This window comes from Enterobacter sp. Tr-810 (assembly GCF_011752765.1).
GTDB classification, from domain to species: Bacteria; Pseudomonadota; Gammaproteobacteria; order Enterobacterales; family Enterobacteriaceae; genus Enterobacter; species Enterobacter soli.
On the sequence record NZ_VWWW01000001.1, the window covers coordinates 1,128,514 to 1,153,982 of the forward strand.

Annotated in this window: 21 protein-coding genes; 4 read left to right on the plus strand and 17 right to left on the minus strand. The window is 53.5% G+C overall.

Annotated features, from left to right (window positions below; translation table 11 throughout):
- Positions 1–6: 6 nt before the first annotated feature.
- The 13 genes from nuoM to lrhA all read right to left on the minus strand — a co-directional run bounded on the left by nuoM (position 7) and on the right by lrhA (position 15,052).
- Positions 7–1,536: an NADH-quinone oxidoreductase subunit M gene (gene nuoM / locus F3J30_RS05280; RefSeq protein WP_014071101.1), complete on the minus strand. Its 1,530-nt coding sequence runs from the start codon at positions 1,534–1,536 to the stop codon at positions 7–9.
- Positions 1,537–1,612: 76 nt separating this feature from the next.
- Positions 1,613–3,454, minus strand: a complete 1,842-nt coding sequence (gene nuoL / locus F3J30_RS05285; RefSeq protein WP_014071102.1) for an NADH-quinone oxidoreductase subunit L — start codon at positions 3,452–3,454, stop codon at positions 1,613–1,615.
- Positions 3,451–3,753: an NADH-quinone oxidoreductase subunit NuoK gene (nuoK, locus tag F3J30_RS05290; protein WP_003861496.1), complete on the minus strand. Its 303-nt coding sequence runs from the start codon at positions 3,751–3,753 to the stop codon at positions 3,451–3,453. Before nuoK ends, nuoL begins: the two co-directional genes overlap by 4 nt.
- Complete coding sequence (gene nuoJ, locus F3J30_RS05295; RefSeq protein ID WP_006811379.1) at positions 3,750–4,304, minus strand: NADH-quinone oxidoreductase subunit J; 555 nt, start codon at positions 4,302–4,304, stop codon at positions 3,750–3,752. Before nuoJ ends, nuoK begins: the two co-directional genes overlap by 4 nt.
- A gap of 10 nt (positions 4,305–4,314) precedes the next feature.
- Positions 4,315–4,857, minus strand: coding sequence for an NADH-quinone oxidoreductase subunit NuoI (gene nuoI / locus F3J30_RS05300; RefSeq protein WP_014071104.1), 543 nt, complete (start codon positions 4,855–4,857; stop codon positions 4,315–4,317).
- 13 nt (positions 4,858–4,870) lie between these two features.
- Positions 4,871–5,848: an NADH-quinone oxidoreductase subunit NuoH gene (nuoH, locus tag F3J30_RS05305; protein WP_006176509.1), complete on the minus strand. Its 978-nt coding sequence runs from the start codon at positions 5,846–5,848 to the stop codon at positions 4,871–4,873.
- On the minus strand, positions 5,845–8,568 hold the full coding sequence (nuoG, locus tag F3J30_RS05310) for an NADH-quinone oxidoreductase subunit NuoG (protein ID WP_166716414.1): 2,724 nt from the start codon (positions 8,566–8,568) through the stop codon (positions 5,845–5,847). The genes nuoH and nuoG overlap by 4 nt, the downstream gene beginning before the upstream one ends.
- 55 nt (positions 8,569–8,623) lie before the next feature.
- Complete coding sequence (nuoF, locus tag F3J30_RS05315; protein WP_014071106.1) at positions 8,624–9,961, minus strand: NADH-quinone oxidoreductase subunit NuoF; 1,338 nt, start codon at positions 9,959–9,961, stop codon at positions 8,624–8,626.
- Positions 9,958–10,458, minus strand: a complete 501-nt coding sequence (gene nuoE / locus F3J30_RS05320) for an NADH-quinone oxidoreductase subunit NuoE (RefSeq protein ID WP_014071107.1) — start codon at positions 10,456–10,458, stop codon at positions 9,958–9,960. The genes nuoF and nuoE overlap by 4 nt, the downstream gene beginning before the upstream one ends.
- Positions 10,459–10,460: 2 nt before the next feature.
- Positions 10,461–12,263, minus strand: a complete 1,803-nt coding sequence (gene nuoC / locus F3J30_RS05325; protein WP_014071108.1) for an NADH-quinone oxidoreductase subunit C/D — start codon at positions 12,261–12,263, stop codon at positions 10,461–10,463.
- Positions 12,264–12,352: 89 nt separating this feature from the next.
- Positions 12,353–13,027: an NADH-quinone oxidoreductase subunit NuoB gene (gene nuoB, locus F3J30_RS05330; RefSeq protein ID WP_003861482.1), complete on the minus strand. Its 675-nt coding sequence runs from the start codon at positions 13,025–13,027 to the stop codon at positions 12,353–12,355.
- 15 nt (positions 13,028–13,042) lie between these two features.
- The gene (gene nuoA, locus F3J30_RS05335; protein WP_014071109.1) at positions 13,043–13,483 is read right to left on the minus strand and encodes an NADH-quinone oxidoreductase subunit NuoA; all 441 of its coding nucleotides are present in this window, start codon (positions 13,481–13,483) and stop codon (positions 13,043–13,045) included.
- A gap of 630 nt (positions 13,484–14,113) precedes the next feature.
- Positions 14,114–15,052, minus strand: a complete 939-nt coding sequence (gene lrhA, locus F3J30_RS05340) for a transcriptional regulator LrhA (RefSeq protein WP_014071110.1) — start codon at positions 15,050–15,052, stop codon at positions 14,114–14,116.
- A gap of 948 nt (positions 15,053–16,000) precedes the next feature.
- Here lrhA and alaA point away from each other — a divergent pair.
- Positions 16,001–17,215, plus strand: coding sequence for an alanine transaminase AlaA (gene alaA, locus F3J30_RS05345; RefSeq protein WP_003861471.1), 1,215 nt, complete (start codon positions 16,001–16,003; stop codon positions 17,213–17,215).
- A 115-nt stretch (positions 17,216–17,330) separates the two neighbouring features.
- Positions 17,331–17,930: a 5'-deoxynucleotidase gene (yfbR, locus tag F3J30_RS05350; RefSeq protein WP_014071111.1), complete on the plus strand. Its 600-nt coding sequence runs from the start codon at positions 17,331–17,333 to the stop codon at positions 17,928–17,930.
- A gap of 52 nt (positions 17,931–17,982) precedes the next feature.
- Here yfbR and F3J30_RS05355 read toward each other — a convergent pair whose 3' ends face one another.
- The 4 genes from F3J30_RS05355 to yfbV form a co-directional block, all read right to left on the minus strand.
- On the minus strand, positions 17,983–19,815 hold the full coding sequence (locus tag F3J30_RS05355) for an SLC13 family permease (protein ID WP_014071112.1): 1,833 nt from the start codon (positions 19,813–19,815) through the stop codon (positions 17,983–17,985).
- Between the two features lie 77 nt (positions 19,816–19,892).
- Positions 19,893–20,552, minus strand: a complete 660-nt coding sequence (locus tag F3J30_RS05360; protein ID WP_166716416.1) for a sugar phosphatase — start codon at positions 20,550–20,552, stop codon at positions 19,893–19,895.
- A gap of 11 nt (positions 20,553–20,563) precedes the next feature.
- Positions 20,564–21,058: a YfbU family protein gene (locus F3J30_RS05365; RefSeq protein WP_014071114.1), complete on the minus strand. Its 495-nt coding sequence runs from the start codon at positions 21,056–21,058 to the stop codon at positions 20,564–20,566.
- 92 nt (positions 21,059–21,150) lie between these two features.
- Positions 21,151–21,606: a terminus macrodomain insulation protein YfbV gene (gene yfbV / locus F3J30_RS05370; RefSeq protein ID WP_014071115.1), complete on the minus strand. Its 456-nt coding sequence runs from the start codon at positions 21,604–21,606 to the stop codon at positions 21,151–21,153.
- A 337-nt stretch (positions 21,607–21,943) separates the two neighbouring features.
- Between yfbV and ackA the strand changes: the two genes are divergently transcribed.
- Together ackA and pta are read left to right on the plus strand one after the other, a co-directional pair.
- Positions 21,944–23,146: an acetate kinase gene (gene ackA / locus F3J30_RS05375; RefSeq protein ID WP_014071116.1), complete on the plus strand. Its 1,203-nt coding sequence runs from the start codon at positions 21,944–21,946 to the stop codon at positions 23,144–23,146.
- Positions 23,147–23,222: 76 nt separating this feature from the next.
- Positions 23,223–25,364 carry a phosphate acetyltransferase gene (gene pta / locus F3J30_RS05380; protein WP_014071117.1) on the plus strand — a complete coding sequence of 714 codons (2,142 nt, stop codon included), beginning with the start codon at positions 23,223–23,225 and terminating at the stop codon, positions 25,362–25,364.
- Positions 25,365–25,469 lie beyond the last annotated feature (105 nt).

The following is a 25,469-nucleotide window of genomic DNA, read 5'->3' on the forward strand; positions in this document are numbered from 1 at the left end:
GGCGAATTACGGCCTTGTAGTAGAAGCAGAATTAACAAACCACTGCTGGATGTTACCCATCGCGGAATGCGAGGTATCCAGAATCGGCTGTGGATAGAAGCCCAACAGCACCAGCAGTACGACCAGCAACAGGATGATGAACAGCTCACGCAGCGACATCCCAGGCAGTTCTTGTGCAGCAATCTCACTCTTCGCTTTACCGAAGTAAGCGCGGTGCAGCATCGCCAGTGAGTACACAGAAGCGAACACCAGACCGAATGTAGAGACAACGGTAATCACCGGAACCACTTTGAAGCTGCCGAACAGAATCATAAATTCGCCGACGAAGTTACCGGTACCTGGCATCCCCAGGGTGGCAACCGCAAAGAACATGGACAGCGCTGGCAGCCATTTGATTTTGCTCCACAGACCGCCCATCATACGCATATCGCGCGTGTGCAGACGTTCGTACAGCTGGCCACACAGGATGAAGAGGCCGGCTGCGGACAGACCGTGCGCAATCATCTGAATAACCGCGCCCTGGTATGCCAGCTGGCTGCCGGTGTAGATAGCAATCAGCACGAAGCCCATGTGGGAAACGGAGGTGTAAGCAATCAGACGTTTGATGTCGTACTGCGTAAACGCCATCCAGGCACCGTAGAAGATACCAATCACACCCAGCCACATGGCAATCGGTGCGAACTCAGCGGAGGCGTTCGGGAACAGCGGCAGTGCGAAACGCAGCAGACCGTAGGCCGCGGTTTTCAGCAAGATGCCCGCCAGGTCAACGGAACCCGCCGTTGGTGCCTGGGAGTGTGCATCTGGCAGCCAGCCGTGCAGCGGAACTACCGGCATTTTCACCGCGAAGGCGATGAAGAAGCCCAGCATCAGCAGATATTCAACGCCGTGAGACATTGGCGTCTTCAGCAGATCCTGATAGTTGAAGGTCCAGATACCGGTCGCGTTGTGGTGAACAAACACCAGCGCCAGGATAGCAATCAGCATCACCAGACCACTCGCCTGGGTATAGATGAAGAACTTGGTTGCCGCCGTGATACGCGTTTTACCGTCGGATGCCTTGTGGCCCCACAGCGCGATCAGGAAGTACATCGGCACCAGCATCATCTCCCAGAAGAAGAAGAACAGGAACATGTCGATGGCAAGGAACACGCCGATGACGCCGCCCAGGATCCACATCAGGTTCAGGTGGAAGAAGCCCTGGTATTTTTCGATTTCTCGCCAGGAGCAAAGTACCGCCAGAACGCCGAGCAGACCGGTCAGCACTACCATCAGCAGCGACAGACCATCAATGGCCAGGTGGATAGTAATGCCAAAACGTGGGATCCACGGCAGAACAAATTCAGACTGCCACTGCGGAATACCCGCAGACTGCGTCAGAGAATAGCCACCCTGCAACCACAGTTGCAGACCAAGTGCGAGCGTCAATCCCATGGTGATCAGCGCGATCCAGCGCGGCATCTTCACGCCAAAGCGTTCAGTCTGCCAGCACAGGAAGCCGCCGATGAAGGGAATTAATATTAGCCAGGGTAGTAACATGGCGATTTACATTCCTTTTTAAGGCCCCCAGCAGGGGCCTGATTTTCAACGAATTCGAATAAAATTCACTTAACGATCAACGCAACACCATCAGCAGCGCCAGTACGACAACCGCACCGATGCTCATGGACGCCACATACCAGCGCAGGTAACCGTTCTCGCTGAACAGCAGGCCTTTACCTGCAAAGCGGGACAGGATCGCCGGGATATTCATCATGCTGTTCAGTGGATCGCGTTTCACCAGCCACGCAACGCCCAGGAACGGCTTGACGAAAATCATGTCGTACAGCCAGTCGAAGCCCCACGCGTTGTACCACCAGGTGCCCAGCAGACGGCCTGGCGCACTGTTGGCAACAGACGTTACCAGCGTACGTTTCCCCAGCCACAGCCATGCAGCAATCAGGATGCCCGCAATAGCGACCACACCAGAGGTGATTTCAAGCGTCAGAACGCGACCGTGCTCAAGCTCAGTGGTGTCCGGCAGTACGCCCTGCAACGGTGGCACAATCATTGCGCCAACGAAGGTGGACAGTACCAGCAGCACAATCAGCGGCAGGTGGTGGGTAATCCCCTTCCCTGCGTGAGCGTGAATTTGTTCTTTACCGTGGAATACGATGAAAATCATACGGAAGGTATACAGAGAGGTCATGAACGCACCGACCAGACCTGCAACCATCAGATTGATATGACCATTCGCCATGGCACCCGCAAGGATTTCATCCTTACTGAAGAAGCCCGCGGTAATCAGCGGCAGTGCCGCCAGCGCCGCGCCGCCCACCAGGAAGCAAACATATACCAGCGGGATGGACTTACGCAGTCCGCCCATTTTGAAGATGTTCTGCTCGTGGTGGCAGGCCAGGATCACGGAACCGGATGAGAGGAACAGCAGCGCTTTAAAGAAGGCGTGCGTCATCAGGTGGAAAATCGCCGCGTCCCATGCCTGAACGCCCAGCGCCAGGAACATGTAACCAATCTGGCTCATGGTGGAGTACGCGAGAACGCGTTTGATGTCGGTCTGAACCAGCGCTGCAAAGCCTGCCAGCACCAGAGTGACCGCACCCACAATACCCACCAGATGCAAAATTTCCGGGGTCATCAGGAACAGACCGTGGGTACGTGCAATCAGGTAAACACCCGCGGTAACCATGGTCGCTGCGTGGATCAGCGCGGAGACAGGGGTTGGACCCGCCATCGCGTCTGCCAGCCATGTCTGCAACGGCAGCTGCGCGGATTTACCCACAGCACCACCCAGCAGCATCAGCGTTGCCCACATCAGCATGTTGTTGCCTGCTTCGAAGTGAGCTGGCGCCAGTTCCACCATTTCGCGGAAGTTCAGCGTGCCCAGTTCGTTGTAGAGAATGAACAGCGCGAAAGCGAGGAACACGTCACCCACACGGGTCACGACAAACGCTTTCATGGCCGCTGCGCCATTCTTCGGATCGGTGTAGTAGAAACCGATCAGCAGGTAAGAACACAGACCCACGCCTTCCCAGCCCAGATACATCAGCAACAGGTTATCGGCCAGCACCAGAACGACCATGCTCGCGATAAACAGGTTGGTGTAGGCGAAGAAGCGGGAGTAACCCTCTTCACCGCGCATATACCAGGAGGCGAACATGTGGATCAGGAAGCCCACGCCGGTCACCACGGAGAGCATGGTCAGAGACAGACCATCCAGCACCAGGTTGAAACCGATGTTGAAATCACCGACCGACATCCAGGTCCACAGCGGCACGCTGAAAGGCTGGCGTCCGTTGTTGAAGAAATCGATACCCGCGTACGCTGTTACCAGCGCCGCCAGACCAATAGAGCCAATGCCAACGGTAGCAGACAGATTCTCCGACCAGCGGCCACGAGAAAACGCCAGCAGCACGAAGCCAATCAGCGGAAAAATAATGGTTAAGGCAAGCATGTTCATCCACGCAACTCACTTACTGAATCGATGTTCAGGTTCTGGCGGCGACGATGGAGCTGCAACAACAGCGCCAGGCCAATACTCGCTTCGGCAGCCGCGAGGCTGATGGCGAGAATGTACATCACCTGACCATCGGTCTGGCCCCAGTAGCTACCGGCAACCACAAAGGCCAGCGCGGAAGCGTTAATCATGATTTCCAGGCCGATCAGCATAAACAGCAGATTGCGGCGGATAACCAGGCCGGTCAGACCCAGAACGAATAAAATCGCAGCGAGGATCAGTCCATGTGTTAAGGGGATCATGCGCGTTCCTCCGTTTTTCTTTTCGCGCGGTCGTCAGTGCGGTTGCTCAGCACCTCGCCGGCACGCTCTTCGCGGCCAACGTGGAAGGCAACAACCAGACCTGCCAGCAGCAGCATGGAGGCCAGTTCAACCGCCAGAACGTACGGGCCAAACAGGGTAATACCCACGGCTTTCGCGCTGATTGGCGTGCCGTCGATACCCTGGTCGTTCACGCCCAGAATGGCGTAAACGATCACCGCCAGCATGATGGCCGACAGAATTGCCGGGCCAATCCACACCTGCGGTTTTAACCACTGACGTTCCTGCTCAATTTCAGAGCCGCCCAGGTTCAGCATCATCACCACGAAGACGAACAGCACCATGATGGCCCCGGCGTAGACGATGATTTCCAGCGCACCGGCAAAGTGCGCGCCCAGCGCAAAGAACACCCCGGAAATAGCCAGCAGCGAAATGATTAAATAGAGCAGCGCATGCACCGGGTTGGTGTGCGTAATCACTCGCAGCGTAGCCAGGATGGCGATAAGGCCACAGATATAAAAAGCGAATTCCATTGCCCTCTCCTTACGGTAACAGGCTCTTGACGTCGATAGGCTTGGCTTCGTTCTCTGCTTCGCCCTTATCTTTGCCGTCGATTGCCATACCCGCCATCCGGTAGAAGTTATATTCCGGGTATTTGCCCGGACCGGAAATCAGCAGATCCTCTTTCTCGTACACCAGATCCTGACGCTTGTACTCACCCAGCTCGAAGTCTGGAGTCAGCTGAATCGCCGTGGTTGGGCACGCTTCTTCACACAGACCGCAGAAGATGCAGCGTGAGAAGTTGATGCGGAAGAACTCAGGATACCAGCGGCCATCTACCGTCTCTGCTTTTTGCAGAGAGATACAGCCTACCGGACACGCTACCGCACACAGGTTACAGGCAACGCAGCGCTCGGAACCGTCTGGATCGCGCGTCAGCACGATACGGCCACGGTAGCGCGGCGGCAGATATACCGGCTCTTCCGGGTACATCTGGGTTTCGCGTTTGGCAAACGCGTGCAGGCCGATCATCCAGATACTGCGTAGCTGGGTGCCGGTGCCTACCAATAATTCTTTTAAGGTCATGGTCTAAAGCCCCTTATGGCTGCTGCCAGAGAATGACAGCTGCCGTTACCAACAAGTTGACGAGCGTCAGCGGCAGGCACACTTTCCAGCCGAAGGACATTACCTGGTCATAACGAGGACGCGGTAATGACGCACGAATCAAAATGAACATCATCATGAAGAACGCGGTTTTCAGCGCGAACCAGATGAACGGCGGTAAGAACGGGCCATGCCAGCCACCAAAGAACAGCGTTACCATCAACGCGGAAATGGTGACGATACCGATGTACTCGCCCACGAAGAACAGACCGAATTTCATACCGGAATATTCAATGTGGTAACCGTCGGCCAGTTCCTGTTCGGCTTCTGGCTGGTCAAACGGGTGACGGTGACACACCGCCACGCCCGCGATAGCAAAGGTAACAAAACCAAAGAACTGCGGGATAACGTTCCAGATATCGGCCTGGTTGTTGACGATGTCGGTCATGTTGAATGAACCGGCCTGCGCCACCACGCCCATCAGGGAAAGACCCAGGAATACTTCGTAGCTCAGCGTCTGCGCGGAAGCACGCATCGCACCCAGCAGGGAGTATTTGTTGTTACTGGACCAGCCTGCAAACAGTACCGCGTAAACCGCGAGGCCTGCCATCATCAGGAAGAACAGAATGCCGATGTTCAGGTCAGCCACAACCCATGTTGGACTGACTGGTACGATGGCAAACGCCAGCAGCAGTGAGGTAAAGGCGATCATCGGTGCCAGAGTAAAGATCACGCGATCCGAGAAGCGCGGGATCCAGTCCTCTTTAAAGAACATCTTGATCATGTCCGCGACCAGCTGGAGTGAACCACCCCAGCCCACGCGGTTCGGTCCGTAACGGTTCTGGAACAGACCGAGCAGACGACGTTCACCAAAGCTCATGAACGCGCCACAGGTGACGACCACCAGCAGAATCACAACCGCTTTCAGAATGCTCAGCAGGATGTCGATAAGATCCGGCGTTAACCAACTCATGCTTTTGCCTCCTGCAAGTTATCAAGACGCGCGCCCGCCAGTACCGGAGCGATGCCAGGCATCCCCATCGGCAGACCCACCTGCCCTGCTGTCAGACCTTCGGAGATAATCAGCGGCAGGCTGATTGTCTGGCCATCGTAGCTAAAGGCAATGTTCGCGCCCGCATTCACGCCAAGCTTCGCGGCGTCTGCCGGGTTGAGCTTGATGTAAGGCTGCGGCATACGTTGCTGGAATACCGGAGAACGCTGGGACATTTCGTCGCTACCAAACAGATGGTAGTACGGCGCAATACGCCAGTTGCCATCCTGAGCCTGGAAGCTTGCCGGCACGGCGCTGAAGAAATCCAGACCGGTTTCGGAGGCTTCAATCAGACGCACACCCGGATCGCCGTGACGCAGGGAGCCGCCCACTTCTGCCTGGAACTTGTTCCATGCCTGTGGGGAGTTCCAGCCTGGAGCCCATGCAAACGGAACCTGAGAGCGCGGCGCAGACGGCTGGTTGTTCCCTTCCATAGAGAAGGCGAACATGGTGTCTTTGTCCTGCGGCTGACGAGGTTCATGCACGCTGATGTTGGCACGCATTGCGGTACGACCGCTGTAACGGTGCGGTTCACGCGCCAGTTTCTGGCCGCGAATACGGAAGCTTGCGTCAGGTGCAGCATCTTTGATGCCCGCCAGCTGAGGCAGTTTTTCCACAACCGCATCGATAACGTGGTCAAGCTGCGTCCAGTCCACTTCACGGCTCTGCACGGTGCTGTGCAGAGAGTGCAGCCAGCGCCAGCTTTCCAGCATGATGGTGTTACTGTCGTAGTACGCCGGGTCATAAACCTGGAAGAAGCGCTGTGCGCGGCCTTCGTTGTTAATCACCGTACCGTCGCTTTCAGCGAAGCTTGCCGCAGAGAGCACCAGATGCGCTTTATCCATAATCGCGGTACGCTGATGGTCAATCACCATCACCAGTGGCGCTTTTGCCAGCGCAGCGTCAACGCGTGACGCAGAGGCATGACGATGCAGGTCGTTCTCAAGCACGATAACCGCGTCAGCAGCACCGGTTTCCAGTTCGCTTAACGCTGCGTCCAGAGAGCCGCCGCCAATCATACCCAGACCGATGCTGTTCACCGCACGGGCAATCATGGTCACGCCAACGTCAGAACCACGGCCTTTCAGGGCTTTAGCAACGTTTGCTGCCGCCTGAACGATCTCGGCGCTACCGGCGTTAGTACCGGAAATAATCAGCGGTTTCTTCGCACCCGCCAGCGCCTGAACAATCACGTCAACCTTGTTTTGCAAGTCGCGATCCAGTTCAACGGCTGGAGAGTTGTTGTCCAGCGCGTGTGCAATGGCAAAGCCGAGACGAGCCTGGTCTTCAACCGGTGCGCGGTAGGTCCACGCCGCAATATCATCCAGACGGGTGTCATCAATGCTGGTGACAAACAGAGGATGCTTGGCGCGCTGGCCGATGTTCAGGATTGCTGCAATCTGCCAGTCAGCCACTTTCTGGGCTGCCGCCATTTCACGTGCTTTACCTTTCACCGCCTGGCGAACCGCCAGAGCCGCGCGAGCGCCGGTCTGAGTCAGGTCTTCACCCAGCACCAGAACTGCATCATAGGATTCGATTTCGCGCAGCGCAGGAGTATGAATACCGCCTTCGCGCAGCACTTTCAGCACCAGTTGCAGACGTTCCTGCTCGCCCTGGGCGATACCGGTGTAGAAGTTTTCAGCCCCAACCAGTTCACGCAGCGCGAAGTTACTTTCAACGCTGGCACGTGGGGAGCCGATACCAATCACTTTCTTCGACTGGCGCAGAATATCTGCCGCGCCCTGCATCGCTTGTTCAGCGTTCAGGGTGATCAGGTCATCGCCACGGCGTTGAACCGGCTGACGCGGACGGTCTTTCAGGTTCACATAGCCATAACCGAAACGACCACGGTCGCACAGGAAGTAGTGGTTAACGGTACCGTTATAGCGGTTTTCGATACGACGCAGTTCGCCGTAACGTTCACCCGGGCTGGTGTTACAGCCAAGAGAGCACTGCTGGCAGATGCTTGGAGCAAACTGCATGTCCCATTTACGGTTGTAACGCTCGGAGTGCGTTTTATCTGTGAATACGCCGGTCGGGCAGATTTCTACCAGGTTACCGGAGAATTCGCTTTCCAGCGTACCGTCTTCCGGACGACCAAAGTAGACGTTGTCATGTGCGCCATAAACGCCCAGATCCTGACCGTCTGCATAGTCTTTGTAGTAACGCACACAGCGGTAACAGGCGATGCAGCGGTTCATTTCATGAGAGATGAACGGCCCCAGATCCTGATTGCGGTGGGTACGTTTAGTAAAGCGATAGCGACGGAAGCTGTGACCGGTCATCACGGTCATATCCTGAAGGTGGCAGTTACCGCCCTCTTCACAGACCGGACAGTCGTGTGGGTGGTTGGTCATCAACCATTCCACAACGCTTTCGCGGAACTGTTTGGCTTCCTCGTCGTCAATCGAAATAAAGGTGCCTTCGGTGGCTGGCGTCATACAGGACATCACCAGGCGACCACGCGTGTCTTCCGCGTTTTGATATTGCTTCACCGCACACTGGCGGCAAGCACCGACGCTGCCCAGCGCCGGATGCCAGCAAAAGTACGGAATATCAAGGCCGAGCGACAGACAAGCTTCTAGCAGGTTGTCCGCCCCATTGACCTCGTATTCTTTGCCGTCTACATGAATCGTAGCCATTAGCATGCTTCCAGTTGGCTCAGATTAGCTCTGAGCGTTAATCAAAATTCTGTCTTTACCAGCGCGCTTTCAGCAGGTTCGGCTGAATACCATTAATTGAATGGGTATTGCTGAACGGCTGCTTGATGCCTGCTTCGAATTCGTCGCGGAAATATTTAATCGCGCTCTGCAATGGCTCTACAGCACCCGGTGCGTGGGCACAGAAGGTTTTACCAGGGCCCAGGAATCGACACAGTTGCTCAAGTGTCTCGATATCGCCCGGCTGGCCTTCGCCACGTTCAATAGCACGCAGGATCTTCACGCTCCACGGCAGACCATCACGGCACGGTGTACACCAGCCGCAGGACTCGCGAGCGAAGAACTCTTCCAGGTTACGTACCAGCGATACCATGCCGATCTCGTGGTCGACGGCCATCGCCAGCGCCGTACCGAGACGGCTGCCTGCTTTACCAATGCTTTCGAATTCCATTGGCAGGTCAAGATGAGCCTCGGTCAGGAAGTCGGTTCCTGCCCCGCCTGGCTGCCAGGCTTTGAATTTCAGCCCGTCACGCATCCCGCCTGCATAGTCTTCAAGAATTTCGCGCGCGGTCGTACCAAATGGCAGCTCCCAGACACCCGGGTTCTTCACGCGGCCAGAGAAGCCCATCAGTTTGGTACCTGCATCCTTACTTGAAGAGATGCCCTGATACCACTCCACGCCGTTGGCGAGGATCGCCGGAACGTTACACAGGGTTTCGACGTTGTTAACACAGGTCGGTTTACCCCATACGCCGGAGCTTGCCGGGAACGGTGGCTTGGAACGCGGGTTCGCACGACGGCCTTCGAGGGAGTTAATCAGCGCGGTTTCTTCACCACAGATGTAACGCCCTGCACCGGTGTGCACGAACAGTTCGAAGTCAAAACCGGTGCCCAGAATGTTTTTACCCAGCAGACCCGCTTCGGTCGCTTCGGCAATCGCGCGACGCAGGTTTTCTGCGGCTTCGATGTACTCACCGCGCAGGAAGATGTAGCCACGGTATGCTTTCAGCGCAAACGCGGAGATCAACATACCTTCCACCAGCAGGTGCGGCAGTTGTTCCATCAGCAGGCGGTCTTTATAGGTGCCAGGTTCCATTTCATCGGCGTTACACAGCAGGTAACGGATGTTCATGGATTCGTCTTTTGGCATCAGGCTCCACTTCAGACCGGTGGAGAAGCCCGCACCGCCGCGCCCTTTCAGGCCAGCGTCTTTTACCGCATTAACGATTTCGTCCGGTGCCATGCCGCCCAGGGCTTTACGCGCACCGGCATAGCCGTTTTTGCTTTCGTATTCTTCAAGCCATACCGGCTGTTTGTCATCGCGCAGACGCCAGGTCAGCGGATGAGTTTCAGCAGTACGAATTACAGTTTTCATTTGTACTGCTCCAGCAGGTCAGGAATGGCTTCCGGCGTCAGATGACTGTGAGTATCCTCATCAATCATCATGGTCGGCCCTTTGTCGCAATTACCCAGGCAACAGGTTGGCAGCAGGGTAAAACGACCGTCGAACGTGGTCTGGCCTGGTTTGATATCGAGTTTTTTCTCAATAGCAGCCTGAATGCCCTGATAACCCGTGATGTGGCAAACCACGCTGTCACAGTAGCGGATCACGTGGCGGCCAACCGGCTGGCGGAAGATCTGGCTATAGAACGTTGCCACACCTTCTACGTCGCTTGCCGGAATACCCAGCACTTTTGCGATCTCATAGATCGCCCCATCCGGCACCCAACCACGCTGTTTCTGTACGATTTTCAGCGCTTCAATGGACGCCGCACGCGGGTCTTCGTAGTGGTGCATCTCATGCTCAATGGCGGCACGTTCTGCTTCACTCAGCTCAAAAGCCTCGGTCTGTGGTTGTTGATTTTCGTGCATAATTAGCGGTCCACATCTGACATAACAAAATCGATACTACCCAGATACACAATCAGGTCAGAGACCAGACTGCCGCGGATAGCGGCCGGGATCTGCTGCAAGTGTGCGAAGCTTGGCGTACGCACACGGGTACGGTAGCTCATGGTGCTGCCGTCGCTGGTCAGGTAGTAACTGTTGATACCCTTGGTCGCTTCAATCATCTGGAAGGATTCCTGCGCCGGCATGACCGGGCCCCAGGACACTTGCAGGAAGTGCGTGATCAGGGTTTCGATATGTTGCAGCGTGCGCTCTTTCGGTGGCGGCGTCGTCAGCGGGTGATCCGCTTTGAACGGGCCTTCCGGCATGTTGTTGAGGCACTGCTCAAGGATGCGCAGACTCTGGCGCAATTCTTCCACTTTCAGCATCACACGGGTGTAGCAGTCGGAAACGCCGCCGCCAACCGGGACTTCAAAGTCGAAGTTCTCGTAGCCAGAGTAAGGACGGGCTTTACGCACGTCGAAATCAATACCGGTCGCACGCAGACCTGCCCCTGTTGTGCCCCACTCCAGCGCTTCTTTCGCACCGTAAGCAGCAACGCCCTGGGAACGGCCTTTCAGGATGGTGTTACGCAGCGCGGCTTTCTCGTAAGAAGCCAGACGTTTTGGCATCCAGTCGAGGAATTCACGCAGCAGACGGTCCCATCCGCGCGGCAGATCGTGTGCCACACCGCCGATACGGAACCAGGCCGGGTGCATACGGAAGCCGGTAATCGCTTCTACCAGATCGTAGATTTTCTGACGGTCGGTAAAGGCGAAGAAGACCGGGGTCATCGCGCCAACGTCCTGGATGAACGTGGAGATGTAGAGCAGGTGGCTGTTAATACGGAACAATTCAGACAGCATTACGCGGATGACATTAACGCGATCCGGCGTGGTGATGCCTGCCAGTTTCTCAACGGCCAGCACGTATGGCATTTCGTTTACGCAGCCGCCGAGGTATTCGATACGGTCGGTATACGGAATGTAGCTGTGCCAGGACTGACGCTCGCCCATCTTCTCAGCACCACGGTGGTGGTAGCCGATATCCGGTACGCAGTCGACAATCTCTTCGCCATCGAGCTGAAGAATAATACGGAATGCACCGTGCGCTGACGGGTGGTTTGGACCGAGGTTAAGGAACATGAAGTCCTCGTTTTCGGTACCGCGCTTCATACCCCAGTCTTCCGGCTTGAAGGTCAGTGCTTCCATCTCCAGATCCTGCTTGGCTTTGGTCAGCTCAAACGGGTCGAATTCAGTTGCACGTGCCGGGTAGTCTTTACGCAGCGGGTGGCCGGTCCAGGTCTGCGGCATCATGATGCGCGTCAGATGTGGGTGGCCGTCAAAGGTCATGCCGAACATTTCCCAGGTTTCACGCTCATACCAGTTAGCGTTCGGGAAAAGTTTAGTGATCGTCGGCAGATGCATGTCGTTTTCAGACAATGCCACCTTGAGCATGATATCCGTGTTGCGGTCTATTGAGATCAGGTGGTAGAAAACGGAAAAATCCGCAGCAGGGAGACCCTGGCGGTGGGTACGCAGACGTTCATCCATGCCGTGTAAGTCAAACAGCATGACGTATGGTTTTGGCAATTTCTTGAGGAAATCGACAACTTCCAGTAATTGTTCACGCTTCACCCAAACTACGGGTACCCCGGTGCGGGTGGCCTGAACAGTAAAGGCATCCGGCCCAAAACGGTTGCGCAGCTCGCCAATGACCGGGTCATCCAGATGATCCCGGGTTTGCCATGCGGCTTCTTGCGCGGTTAAGTCGGTCATATTGTTCACCATTGCAAATGGTCCGTGGTGACTGTCAAGCCTGGCTTCGCGCTATTTGAGTAGTGATATGCGAAGGTGTTCTCCAGGCTCACAGGCGCAAATTAAATTTCGTCAGGCGTACGCAGGTTGGTGACTGCAATACGTTCACCGCGTTTACGCTCACGCTCAGACTGCATGTTGGCGCGATACACACCCTGATCGCCTACAACCCAGGAAAGTGGGCGGCGCTCTTTACCGATGGACTCCTGCAACAGCATCAGAGCCTGCATGTAAGCTTCCGGACGTGGCGGACAACCAGGGATGTACACGTCCACCGGAATGAACTTATCAACGCCCTGCACAACGGAATAAATGTCGTACATACCGCCTGAGTTTGCACATGCGCCCATGGAGATAACCCATTTTGGCTCAAGCATCTGGTCATAAAGACGCTGAATGACAGGTGCCATTTTGGTAAAGCATGTACCGGCTACCACCATCAGGTCGGCCTGACGTGGGGAAGCACGCAGTACCTCTGCCCCAAAACGCGCAACGTCATGCACCGCAGTGAATGACGTCACCATTTCAACGTAGCAGCAAGAAAGGCCAAAGTTGTATGGCCAGATGGAGTTCTTACGACCCCAGTTGACCATATCGTGCATGGCGTGCTCGAGCTTGCCCATGTACACGCTTTTATTGACTTCTTGCTCCAGGGGGTCGGTTACGATCTCCTGTTTTTGCAGGGGGTAACGGTCATTCTCACCGTTAGGATCTATGCGGGTGAGCGTATAATCCATCTTATTGCCTCGCTGTTACTGCTGACGATTAGAGATACTGTTTTCCGGGTTGATGTGTTCACGGCGTGAACGCACAGGTGTCCAGTCCAGCGCGCCAATACGCACCAGATAAACCAGACCGGCCAGTAACACTAAAATGAAAATTGCGGCCTCGACAAAGCCCACCCAACCACTTTCGCGGATGGAAGTAGACCATGCGAAAAGGTAAAGCGCTTCCACGTCGAAGATGACGAAGAACATGGCTACCAGGTAGAACTTGGCAGACAGGCGTAAGCGAGCGGAACCTACTGAATCAATACCTGATTCGAAAGGTGTGTTTTTGTGCCTTGCGCGGGCGCGACCGCCCAGGAACCAGCCGCCGACTAACATCAGGCAGCACAGGCCAATGGCTACAATAAGAAAGATTGCGAATGCCCAGTGATGAGCGATGACTTCTGTGGATGTTGACATACTCATTGCTTACTCATCAAAAGTGATACCTACGACACTGCTCTTGCTGGCAGATGGGCATCACATCGATTCATGGGGAGGAACAAATAACCTTACACTAACTGTCGGAAATGAGGCGTAGACAGCAAAATGATGTGGTTTTTTACTCCTTTCTATAACCTTTTGTCAACTTTAACAAAGGTTTCTTCACATTAAATTACATCGAGCGATTCTCATTAACATTTCATGCCCTTTAACCCTGGTGGGTACCTGACTTTACGTCAAATGCATGTTGTTGAATCGTGTCCGTTTTGGAAGTAAAAAAAATAACCCTCCTATTTTGACAGGATTCGCCAACGATTCCTCCCCCCAAATAGGAGTATTTTCTTGATCTGAGACACGCTTTTGTTAATTCAATCAAAAAAACGGCAACATATTTCCCGTTTTTTTAACATGAGCACCCCAGAAAGGAACTGAGAACAGAAATTGTCTAAATTTTAAACCAATCATATCAATAGCATGATAATTAAGACTTATTTACCTAAACCCTAGTCAGATGAAGGTTATTTTTGTCAAAAAAAAACCACTCCGTGAGAAAATCACGCGAGTGGCCTTTTTTTACACTTACATTTTGTTACCAGAAATTTGAGCTATTGATCACTCAAAATCCCCTTCAACCATCAGAGAGTCGCCCCCCCCTTCGGGAGTAACATGCTCATATTGCCAGGGGTTATGGTAGTTTTCCATGGCCTCGAACACGACCTTCGCCAGTTCGTTATTGCTGGACGCATTGTGGCAGAGCAGGTATTCCGTCTCCGGCAGCACGGGAAGACCATCGGTTTTACCCAATACGCGCAGATCCGGGCTCATCATCTCTACCGGACGAGCCGTTACACCAAGCCCCGCTTTCACGGCGGCACGCACTGCTGGCAAGGTCGATGCCACATAGGCCAGACGCCACGGGATATTGGCTTCATTCAGCGCAGAAATCACCATATCGCGGAACGGGCTTGGATCATCGAGCAAGACCAGCGGAATAGCCTCACCTTTTTGCAGGACATATTCAGCTGCACAATACCAATGCGTTGGTGAGGTCCGTAACGTCAGACAATCAAATTGCCCAGGACGGTGCGTAGTCACCACCAAATCAACTTCATTCCCCTTCAACATATCCACCATAAAGGCGTTACGTTTTACGCTAACATCCAGCGCAAGTTTCGGATAAACCGAACTAATACGGTTGAGAAGGAAAGGCAATATGGTATCAGCAGATTCATCAGATGCGCCTAATGTTAGCACCCCCTGAAGGTTGCTAAACATTAATGACATACATGCTTCATCATTAAAGCGAAGTATTTTCCTGGCATAACCTAAAAGCTGAATACCGTGCTCAGTTAAAAGCTTATTACGCCCATGGCGTGCAAAAAGCTCTTTACCGACCAGTTGCTCCAGCCTTTGCATTTGTTGGCTCACGGCTGACTGGGTACGGCATACTGCGGCAGCAGCTGCTGCAAAAGTGTTGAGATCGGCGACCGCAACAAACGTTCTCAGCAGATCGAGGTCGAGATTCATTATCGGACGATTTGCATTTATCATATCTATTCACTTACAGGTTGCTCGTGCGGAGCTGCCCGGGTTGAAGCTGTGTGTAACAGTTAAACAATTCCTTCTGAAGGATTTCCCTCGCATCCCGGCCCGGCAGACTGCCTGACAGATAGTTATTGTGCTGCTGTAAACCAACAGTCAGAAATCACGTTTCATGACGTTATTTTTATTCTCTTAAACGTTCAGGATATTTAGATGTTTGCAGGTTTATGTAAATTCCATTAAAGGAAACGCACATTTTCTGCCATCTTGATCGCAGCGCTGTTAACGTAGCAAGATGTGGTTTCCACATTCTAGCCAGAGATAACTCCAACAATAACAATCAATTATATAAGAAAAGTTGATTCAGATAGGCAATACATGAGTATCTCTCATCTACTCTCCTGAAAGACATCTTAACCCAAATCCACTTTATTTATAAGTATTATTGCAATATTCAGGATTTAACAGGGTTGATAAGCAACTTAACTAATTTTATTAAAATTAACGAAAGTTGCAATTTCATCGGTAATAATAAATAAATTTTAATTTAGATTAAGGTTATTCATTAATAACACTTAACATTAAATTTACATGGACAACTTTTAACCCAGTTAATCAATATAATGCGCAACACCCCTAAAGCTCAGGTTTTACGAAAAGTCACGCAGGGCAACTGCTCGCCTGTTCCCCACTTTGCGGGTCTGAGCTTTATTTATTTCAGCATAAAATGCAACAAAACAAGACTCATAAAGCACAATAAACCTAAATCCACATTACAGGCGTTACTTTAAGGCAGGCAAATCGTTTGTGGATAGCGAAATAGATTACAAAGGATTTACCCCGTTGTGCAAAATCTTCTTCTGTTCGCCCTTCAAAACGAAGCGAGGTGGGAGTACATTGTTCCGTGCTGACTTCCACGGCAGGGAGTGGCAATAATAGCGAAAAGGTTAAAGGTTCATGTCCCCTATCGAAAAATCCAGCAAACTAGATAACGTCTGTTATGACATTCGCGGCCCGGTTCTCAAAGAGGCAAAACGTCTCGAAGAAGAAGGCAACAAGGTTCTGAAGCTCAACATTGGTAACCCCGCGCCATTTGGTTTTGAAGCGCCGGATGAAATCCTGGTTGATGTGATCCGCAACCTGCCTACTGCGCAAGGTTATTGCGATTCCAAAGGACTCTACTCAGCACGTAAAGCCATCATGCAGCATTATCAGGCGCGTGGGATGCGTGATGTCACCGTGGAAGATATCTATATCGGTAACGGCGTTTCCGAACTGATCGTGCAGGCGATGCAGGCACTGCTGAACAGCGGTGATGAAATGCTGGTACCGGCACCGGATTACCCGCTGTGGACGGCTGCTGTGTCGCTATCCAGCGGTAAAGCGGTGCACTACCTGTGCGACGAGTCCTCAGACTGGTTCCCGGATCTGGATGATATCCGCGCCAAAATCACCCCACGTACGCGCGGGATCGTGATTATCAACCCGAACAACCCAACGGGTGCGGTGTACTCCAAAGAACTGCTAATGGAGATCGTAGAGATCGCCCGCCAGCACAACCTGATCATTTTCGCTGACGAAATCTACGACAAGATCCTGTACGACGCAGCGCAGCACCACTCTATCGCCGCACTGGCGCCAGACCTGCTCACCGTCACCTTCAACGGCCTGTCAAAAACCTACCGCGTGGCGGGCTTCCGTCAGGGCTGGATGGTGCTGAACGGCCCGAAAAAGCACGCGAAAGGCTATATCGAAGGGCTGGAAATGCTGGCCTCTATGCGCTTGTGCGCAAACGTCCCGGCGCAGCACGCGATCCAGACGGCGCTGGGCGGTTACCAGAGCATCAGCGAATTTATCGTTCCTGGCGGACGTTTGTATGAACAGCGTAACCGTGCCTGGGAGCTCATCAACGATATTCCGGGTGTATCCTGCGTGAAACCTAACGGCGCGCTCTATATGTTCCCGAAAATTGATGCGAAGCGCTTCAATATTCATGACGATCAGAAAATGGTGCTCGATTTCTTGCTTCAGGAAAAAGTGCTTCTGGTTCAGGGGACTGCGTTTAACTGGCCGTGGCCGGATCACGTGCGTATCGTGACCCTGCCGCGTGAAGATGATCTTGAAATGGCCATCAGCCGCTTCGGGCGCTTCCTCTCTGGTTACCATCAGTAACTGCTTTGCTTGCCGGGTGGCGCTACGCTTACCCGGCCTACAAAAACCCGCATTTGCATCTTCCCTCCCCTCCCCGCACAATGAAGCCTGTCGCTGTGAAGACAAAAGGTAACCTATGAGTCAGAGTCATTTCTTTGCCCACCTCTCCCGCCTTAAGCTCATCAACCGCTGGCCGCTGATGCGCAATGTTCGCACTGAGAATGTATCAGAGCACAGTTTGCAGGTCGCGATGGTCGCCCACGCGCTGGCAGCCATTAAAAACCGTAAGTTTAACGGACAGGTCAACGCAGAACGCATTGCCCTGCTGGCGATGTACCACGATGCATCAGAAGTTCTGACGGGGGATTTACCCACCCCGGTGAAATATTTCAATTCGCAGATTGCCCAGGAATATAAAGCGATCGAGAAGATTGCCCAGCAGAAGCTGATCGACATGGTGCCGGAAGAGTTACGCGATATCTTCGAGCCGCTTATCGATGAGCACAGCTATACCGAAGACGAGAAATCGCTGGTGAAGCAGGCAGATGCGCTGTGCGCCTATCTGAAATGTCTGGAAGAGCTATCCGCGGGGAACAATGAATTTCTTCTGGCAAAAACGCGTCTGGAAAAAACGCTTGAGGCCCGTCGCAGCGATGAGATGGATTATTTTATGCAGGTGTTTGTGCCAAGCTTCCATTTATCGCTGGACGAAATTAGCCAGGATTCTCCGTTGTAATTTTTGCCGGGTGGCGGCTTCGCCTTACCCGGCCTACGTTTCTGCGCTCGCGCTAAAACGGGAATAAAACCGGAATTAACACCACGCACACCAGCATCACCAGCACCGTGAAGGGCACACCAATCTTCACGAAATCGCTGAACTTATAGTTCCCTGGCCCCAGCACCAGCGTGTTAACCGGTGATGAGACGGGGGTCATAAATGCTGCCGATGCTGCCATCGCCACCATCATGGCAAACGGATAAGGGGAGACGCCCATTGATTTTGCCATCGCCAGAGCAATAGGTGCCATTAATACGGCGGTTGCGGTGTTCGAAATAAACAAGCCAATTGCGGCGCACATGACAAACAAGCACACCAGCATCATGTAAGGCCCGTAGCCCCCACCAACGTCCATCAACCCTTTCACAATCAAATCCACACCACCAGTTTTTTGCAGCGCCAGCGCAAAGGGCATCATCCCGACGATAAGAATAATGCTCGGCCAGTGCACGGCTTTGTAGGCACTTTCCGCATCTATGCAACGGAATTTACCCATCAGCAGACAAGCAATAATTGCCGCCACCGGATTGGGGATCTCATCGGTCAGCATCAGGGCGACCATCAGCACCAGGCAAAAAATCGCATGAGGAGCCTGGCTGTGAGCCGGAGAGGCATCGCTCTCTTCAACCGGCATATTGAGCACCACAAAATCACGGCCTTTTTGTCCCAGTTGACTGATAAGCTTCCAGTTACCTACCACCAGGAAAATATCTCCCAGCAGAATAGGTTCATCGACCACGGCACCTTCAAGCGCTACGCCGTCACGCTTAAGGCCAACCACATTCAGGCCGTAGCGGGTACGAAAACCAATTTCGCGCACGGTTTTACCCAACAGTTCCGATTCCGGGATAAGAGAGACTTCCGCCATGCCCACATCCAGCGCCTGATCCGAAAAGTACTCGCCGCGCAGAACCATAGGCTCAAGCAGTTGCTCGCTGCAAAACTCGCGCAGGTCGACGTCTGCCGTGGACATATCAATCAGCAAAACGTCACGCGCACGGAATTCTGATACCCCGTTAACGTTAACAATCACCCGACGAAAGCGACGCCAGCGCTCCACACCGATAACGTTCGCGCCGTAGCGCTCGCGCAGTCTGAGGTCATCAAGCCGTTGACCCACCATCGGCGAGCCCGGGCGGATCGCCAGGCGGCGGGCGCGGCCAGTCAGACGATACTCTTTAATCAAATCGCGGAAGGTGCGCCGCTTCCAGCCGTCTTTCGATTTATCCTGTTTTTCGCCCTTCAGCGCAAACCGGGTTAGCAGCATGTAGATAACGCCCAGAACCAGAATCACCAGTCCGAGCGGAGTGACGCTGAAAAAGCTAAACCCCTGCAATCCTTCACGGATTAACTCACTGTTGACCACCAGGTTTGGCGGCGTGGCCACCAGCGTCATCATTCCGCTGATAAGCCCGGCAAAGCTCAGGGGCATCATCAGACGTGATGGCGAGGTCTGCATTCGCATGGAGACGCTGAGGACGACCGGAATGAAAATGGCCACCACACCGGTAGAGCTCATAAATGCGCCCAGCCCGGCTACGGTTACCATCAGGTAGACTAGCATTTTGGTTTCACTGTTGCCCGCAACCTTGACCAGCCACGCCCCCATAATGGTTGCCACACCGGTACGCACCAGGCCATCGCCGATAATAAACAGGGCCGCAATAAGAATGACGTTAGGGTCGCTAAACCCTGAGAAGGCTTCAGGCAGCGTGAGTGTGCCGCTTAATACAAAGGCGACAATCACAAACAAGGCGACGGCATCCATGCGCACCTTGCCTGTAGCAAAGAGAATGATGGCGATTAAAAGCAGGCTGAGGACCCAAATCAGTTCACCGTTCACAACATATCCTTGTCTGAGGGAGCAGAAGAAAAGAGTGCCATAAAAAAGCCCCAACAAAGTGGGGCTAAATCATGGGATTACATTTTCAGCGAGACAGTTACAATTCCGTCTGGCGACTTAGAAACTGTAATCGCCGTCAGAGAACTGAGGACAAAATCGACTTCGTCCAGCCGTGGAGAGTCCGCCGGTACGTTAACCGCGATAACATGGCTACCGGCATTCAAACCTGCCAGAACACCAGCCGCCGCATCTTCCACCACGACACATTCTGCGGGTGCAAGCCCCAGTAACTCCGCGCCCAGTAAGAATGCGTCAGGCTCTGGTTTGCCGCGCTTAACGCGCTCTGCGGTGATAAACACTTCAGGCTTTGGTAAACCTGCCGCTTTATGACGCGCATGAGCAACCGGGATTGAGCCGGATGTCACAATAGCCCACGGGATGTGCGCCTCGTTCAAATGCTCAAGCAGTTCACGCGCACCAGGCAGTGCAACGATCCCGTCAGTATCTGTCGCTTCAATTTGCTCAAGATAGTTGAACTCCGCCTGAATCTCTTCCTCAGAGCTCCCCGCAAGGAAGTGGCGCAATGAGGTAATGGCCTGTTTGCCATGGATGAAATTCAATACTTCCTGGTGGTCTATGCCATGCCTGTCGGCCCAATGGCACCAGGAGCGCTCCACAACCGGCAGCGAATCCACCAGCGTACCGTCCAGATCAAACAGAAAACCTTTACACTGCACATCCACCTCCGTCAGGCATTAATGATTTGTTGAATTTCGTTGCTGCTTAAATGGTACTGGCGCGGGCAGGAGTGCCAGACGCTCAACATACGCTGGTATTTTTCCCACATTGGGGTCTGCGCATTAAAGCCGTGCGTGCCCGCATCAAAGTGGGTATAGCGCCCTTCTGTGTTCACCATAAAGCGCACATAGCTGAGATAACGCGCTTCGGTTGCGGCATCAAAGCCGAGGAACGTAACGCGACGTTCATCGATGGACTGCTGATCTTTGAGATTGGCCCAGGACACGTGCAGCGCGTGATACATCTCCATGATATCGATAACGATGCGGCAGGTTTCTTCTTTAAGTTCGCCAAACTCACGATCCAGTTCGCGCATCTGCAAACCAAACCCGCGTTCAACGATAGTCTGCAAGCGGCTGTAGCGCTCAGCGTTGTCGGGATCAAGCATAGTCATCATCTTGTACTGGTTAGACAAAATCAGACGTTGAGCATGGGTCATTTCCATCTTTCGACTCCTGTAGCGCATTGCACTGTAAAAAAAAGACACGGTAACTGTTTGTTACTGTGCCTTCTTTTATTAGTCGTTTCGATGATCAATCACAAATCATCGAGGAATGTTTTATCAAGTTGTTTAAATGCCCGCTTGAGGGTATCGGCCAGCGCCTGATAATCCGGTTTACCTTCAACCGGAGCCAGGGCCTGCCCTGCCTCTTCAAGTTTTCCGCGCACTTCATAAAACCAGTGTAAAATTGTTGGTGGCAACGGCGTGACCGAACGTTTACCTAACCACCACAGGCCCTGCATCGGCAGGCTTAGCGCGAAAAGCGCGGTAGCAACGGCTGGCCCAAGCTGACCACCCAGTGCGATTTGCCAGCACAGGGTAAAGATAGCCACTGGCGGCATAAAACGAATCGCGTAGCGCGTAGCGCGGATCACGCGATTCTCAACGAACATTGGCGCAAGGCGCTTTTCCATGGGCCACGTCTTTGCGTAATGCTGGCCCCGACGAAACAGACTGAAAAAGCTCACGGAGGGGATCTCAGGTGTCGACATGGCTGTACCTCAACTTCACATATAAAAATTAAAATTTTCGTGCAAAACCACAACAAGCTATGACAACGTTCAAAATATTTTGTCATCGCTACCCAGTATCGGGTATTCTGTGCCAGCCTCATAGGGCCTTAGACGAGAATCGTTAACTCGTCAAATTATCGCATATTATGCCATTGTCTGAAAAATGTTCAAAATGGCATAAAATCATATGTATTTCTTCCATCATGCCAGAATGTTCGTTCGGCATGATGTTAATCATAAATGTCTGGGTCCGATTGCGTTACGCTTCACGACTCACTGACGTTTTTTTAGCCACGTATCAATAATAGGTACTTCCATGTCGAGTAAGTTAGTACTGGTTCTGAACTGCGGTAGCTCCTCACTGAAATTCGCCATCATCGATGCGCTCAACGGTGACGAGTACCTCTCTGGTTTGGCCGAATGTTTCCACCTGCCAGAAGCACGTATCAAGTGGAAGATGGACGGCAGCAAACAAGAAGCGGCTTTAGGTGCAGGCGCCGCTCACAGTGAAGCGCTGAACTTTATCGTTAACACTATTCTGGCACAAAAACCAGAACTGTCTGCTCAGCTGACTGCGATTGGTCACCGTATCGTCCACGGCGGCGAAAAATACACCAGTTCCGTTGTGATTGACGAATCTGTGATCCAGGGTATCAAAGACTCTGCATCCTTTGCACCGCTGCACAACCCAGCACACCTGATCGGTATCGCTGAAGCACTGAAATCCTTCCCGAATCTGAAAGACAAAAACGTGGCCGTGTTCGATACCGCGTTCCATCAGACTATGCCGGAAGAATCTTACCTGTATGCCCTGCCGTACAGCCTGTACAAAGAGCACGGCGTTCGTCGTTATGGCGCGCACGGTACCAGCCACTTCTATGTGACTCAGGAAGCGGCAAAAGTGCTGAACAAGCCAGTTGAAGAACTGAACATCATCACCTGCCACCTGGGCAACGGTGGTTCTGTTTCTGCTATCCGCAACGGCAAATGTGTTGATACCTCCATGGGTCTGACCCCACTGGAAGGCCTGGTGATGGGTACGCGTTCCGGTGATATCGACCCGGCGATTATCTTCCACCTGCACGACACCCTGGGCATGAGCGTTGACCAGATCAACAAGATGCTGACCAAAGAGTCTGGCCTGCTGGGTCTGACCGAAGTGACCAGCGACTGCCGTTATGTTGAAGACAACTACGCAGACAAAGAAGACGCTAAACGTGCAATGGACGTTTACTGCCACCGTCTGGCTAAGTACATCGGTTCTTACACTGCACTGATGGACGGTCGTCTGGATGCGGTTATCTTCACCGGTGGTATCGGTGAGAACGCAGCAATGGTCCGTGAACTGTCCCTGGGTAAACTGGGCGTTCTGGGCTTCGACGTTGATCATGAACGTAACCTGGCTGCCCGTTTCGGTAAGTCTGGTTTCATCAACAAAGAAGGCACCCGTCCTGCTATCGTTATTCCAACTAACGAAGAGCTGGTCATCGCGCAAGACGCGAGCCGCCTGACTGCCTGATTCCACACCGCCAGCTAAGCTGGCGGTGCTGTTTTGTAGCCCGCCCAATTTCGGCGGTAACGAAAGAGGATAAACCGTGTCCCGTATTATTATGCTGATCCCTACCGGAACCAGCGTCGGCCTGACCAGCGTCAGCCTTGGCGTTATCCGTGCTATGGAACGCAAAGGCGTTCGTCTGAGCGTCTTTAAGCCAATCGCCCAGCCACGTGCCGGTGGCGATGCGCCAGACCAGACCACCACCATCGTGCGTAAGAACTCCAATCTGCCAGCCGCTGAACCGCTGAAGATGAGCCACGTTGAATCTCTGCTCTCCAGCAACCAGAAAGATGTGCTGATGGAAGAGATCATCGCCAACTACCACGCCAGCACGCAAGATGCAGAAGTGGTTCTGGTTGAAGGCCTGGTTCCTACCCGTAAACACCAGTTTGCCCAGTCTCTGAACTTTGAGATCGCGAAAACGCTGAACGCAGAAATCGTCTTCGTGATGTCCCAGGGTACTGACACCCAGGAACAGCTGAAAGAGCGTATCGAACTGACTCGCAGCAGCTTCGGCGGCGCGAAAAACACCAACATCACCGGCGTTATCGTTAACAAACTGAACGCACCGGTTGATGAGCAGGGACGTACTCGTCCTGACCTGTCCGAAATCTTTGACGACTCTTCCAAAGCGAAAGTGGTTAAAGTGGATGCGGCTAAACTGCAGGAAGCGAGCCCGCTGCCAGTTCTGGGCGCGGTGCCATGGAGCTTTGATCTGATTGCTACCCGTGCAATCGATATGGCGCGTCACCTGAACGCAACCGTGGTTAACGAAGGCGACATCAACACTCGCCGCGTGAAGTCTGTTACCTTCTGTGCACGCAGCATCCCGCACATGCTGGAACACTTCCGTGCAGGTTCCCTGCTGGTGACCTCTGCTGACCGTCCTGACGTGCTGGTTGCCGCGTGCCTGGCTGCGATGAACGGCGTGGAAATCGGTGCCATCCTGCTGACCGGTGCTTATGAAATGGACCCACGCGTAAGCAAGCTCTGCGAGCGTGCTTTCGCCACTGGCCTGCCAGTATTCATGGTGAACACCAACACCTGGCAGACCTCTCTGAGCCTGCAAAGCTTCAACCTGGAAGTGCCGGTTGATGACCACGAGCGTATCGAGAAAGTTCAGGAATACGTTGCAAGCTACATCAACGCAGACTGGATCGAATCCCTGACTGCGACCTCCGAGCGCAGCCGTCGTCTGTCTCCTCCGGCATTCCGTTACCAGCTGACCGAGCTGGCGCGTAAAGCGGGCAAACGCGTTGTTCTGCCAGAAGGCGACGAACCACGTACCGTTAAAGCGGCTGCCATCTGTGCAGAACGCGGTATCGCGACATGTGTGCTGCTGGGTAACCCGGAAGAGATCAACCGCGTAGCGGCCTCTCAGGGCGTTGAGCTGGGCACAGGCATTGAAATTGTCGATCCAGAAGTGGTTCGCGAAAGCTATGTTGCACGTCTGGTTGAGCTGCGTAAGAGCAAGGGTATGACCGAAGCCGTTGCGCGTGAGCAGCTGGAAGACAACGTTGTGCTGGGTACACTGATGCTGGAACAGGACGAGGTTGACGGCCTGGTTTCTGGTGCGGTTCACACCACTGCGAACACCATTCGCCCGCCATTGCAGCTGATCAAAACAGCGCCAGGCAGCTCTCTGGTGTCTTCTGTGTTCTTCATGCTGCTGCCTGAACAGGTTTATGTTTACGGTGACTGCGCGATCAACCCAGATCCAACCGCAGAACAACTGGCTGAAATCGCTATTCAGTCTGCTGACTCCGCGATTGCATTCGGTATCGAACCGCGCGTGGCGATGCTCTCCTACTCCACCGGTACTTCTGGTGCAGGTAGCGATGTAGAGAAAGTTCGCGAAGCGACCCGTCTGGCACAGGAAAAACGTCCTGACCTGATGATCGACGGCCCTCTGCAATACGACGCCGCTGTTATGGCAGACGTTGCGAAATCCAAAGCGCCGAACTCTCCGGTTGCAGGTCGCGCTACCGTGTTCATCTTCCCGGATCTGAACACCGGTAACACCACCTACAAAGCGGTACAGCGTTCAGCTGACCTGATCTCCATCGGGCCAATGCTGCAAGGGATGCGCAAACCTGTGAACGACCTGTCTCGTGGCGCTCTGGTAGACGATATCGTCTACACCATCGCTCTGACCGCGATCCAGTCTTCGCAGCAGCAGTAATGTTAAAAAGCCCGGTGGCGCTAGCGCTTACCGGGCCTACGGTTTTGTAGGCCGGATAAGCGAAGCGCCATCCGGCAAGAAAGGCGACCACTTAACCGGTCGCCT

What these genes read in the sequence shown, in the direction of transcription:
- nuoM (WP_014071101.1), bottom strand. Translation starts at nt 1,536, where the DNA reads ATGTTACTACCCTGGCTAATATTAATTCCCTTCATCGGCGGCTTCCTG.
- nuoL (WP_014071102.1), bottom strand. Translation starts at nt 3,454, where the DNA reads ATGAACATGCTTGCCTTAACCATTATTTTTCCGCTGATTGGCTTCGTG.
- nuoK (WP_003861496.1), bottom strand. Translation starts at nt 3,753, where the DNA reads ATGATCCCCTTAACACATGGACTGATCCTCGCTGCGATTTTATTCGTT.
- nuoJ (WP_006811379.1), bottom strand. Translation starts at nt 4,304, where the DNA reads ATGGAATTCGCTTTTTATATCTGTGGCCTTATCGCCATCCTGGCTACG.
- nuoI (WP_014071104.1), bottom strand. Translation starts at nt 4,857, where the DNA reads ATGACCTTAAAAGAATTATTGGTAGGCACCGGCACCCAGCTACGCAGT.
- nuoH (WP_006176509.1), bottom strand. Translation starts at nt 5,848, where the DNA reads ATGAGTTGGTTAACGCCGGATCTTATCGACATCCTGCTGAGCATTCTG.
- nuoG (WP_166716414.1), bottom strand. Translation starts at nt 8,568, where the DNA reads ATGGCTACGATTCATGTAGACGGCAAAGAATACGAGGTCAATGGGGCG.
- nuoF (WP_014071106.1), bottom strand. Translation starts at nt 9,961, where the DNA reads ATGAAAACTGTAATTCGTACTGCTGAAACTCATCCGCTGACCTGGCGT.
- nuoE (WP_014071107.1), bottom strand. Translation starts at nt 10,458, where the DNA reads ATGCACGAAAATCAACAACCACAGACCGAGGCTTTTGAGCTGAGTGAA.
- nuoC (WP_014071108.1), bottom strand. Translation starts at nt 12,263, where the DNA reads ATGGTGAACAATATGACCGACTTAACCGCGCAAGAAGCCGCATGGCAA.
- nuoB (WP_003861482.1), bottom strand. Translation starts at nt 13,027, where the DNA reads ATGGATTATACGCTCACCCGCATAGATCCTAACGGTGAGAATGACCGT.
- nuoA (WP_014071109.1), bottom strand. Translation starts at nt 13,483, where the DNA reads ATGAGTATGTCAACATCCACAGAAGTCATCGCTCATCACTGGGCATTC.
- lrhA (WP_014071110.1), bottom strand. Translation starts at nt 15,052, where the DNA reads ATGATAAATGCAAATCGTCCGATAATGAATCTCGACCTCGATCTGCTG.
- alaA (WP_003861471.1), top strand. Translation starts at nt 16,001, where the DNA reads ATGTCCCCTATCGAAAAATCCAGCAAACTAGATAACGTCTGTTATGAC.
- yfbR (WP_014071111.1), top strand. Translation starts at nt 17,331, where the DNA reads ATGAGTCAGAGTCATTTCTTTGCCCACCTCTCCCGCCTTAAGCTCATC.
- F3J30_RS05365 (WP_014071114.1), bottom strand. Translation starts at nt 21,058, where the DNA reads ATGGAAATGACCCATGCTCAACGTCTGATTTTGTCTAACCAGTACAAG.
- yfbV (WP_014071115.1), bottom strand. Translation starts at nt 21,606, where the DNA reads ATGTCGACACCTGAGATCCCCTCCGTGAGCTTTTTCAGTCTGTTTCGT.
- ackA (WP_014071116.1), top strand. Translation starts at nt 21,944, where the DNA reads ATGTCGAGTAAGTTAGTACTGGTTCTGAACTGCGGTAGCTCCTCACTG.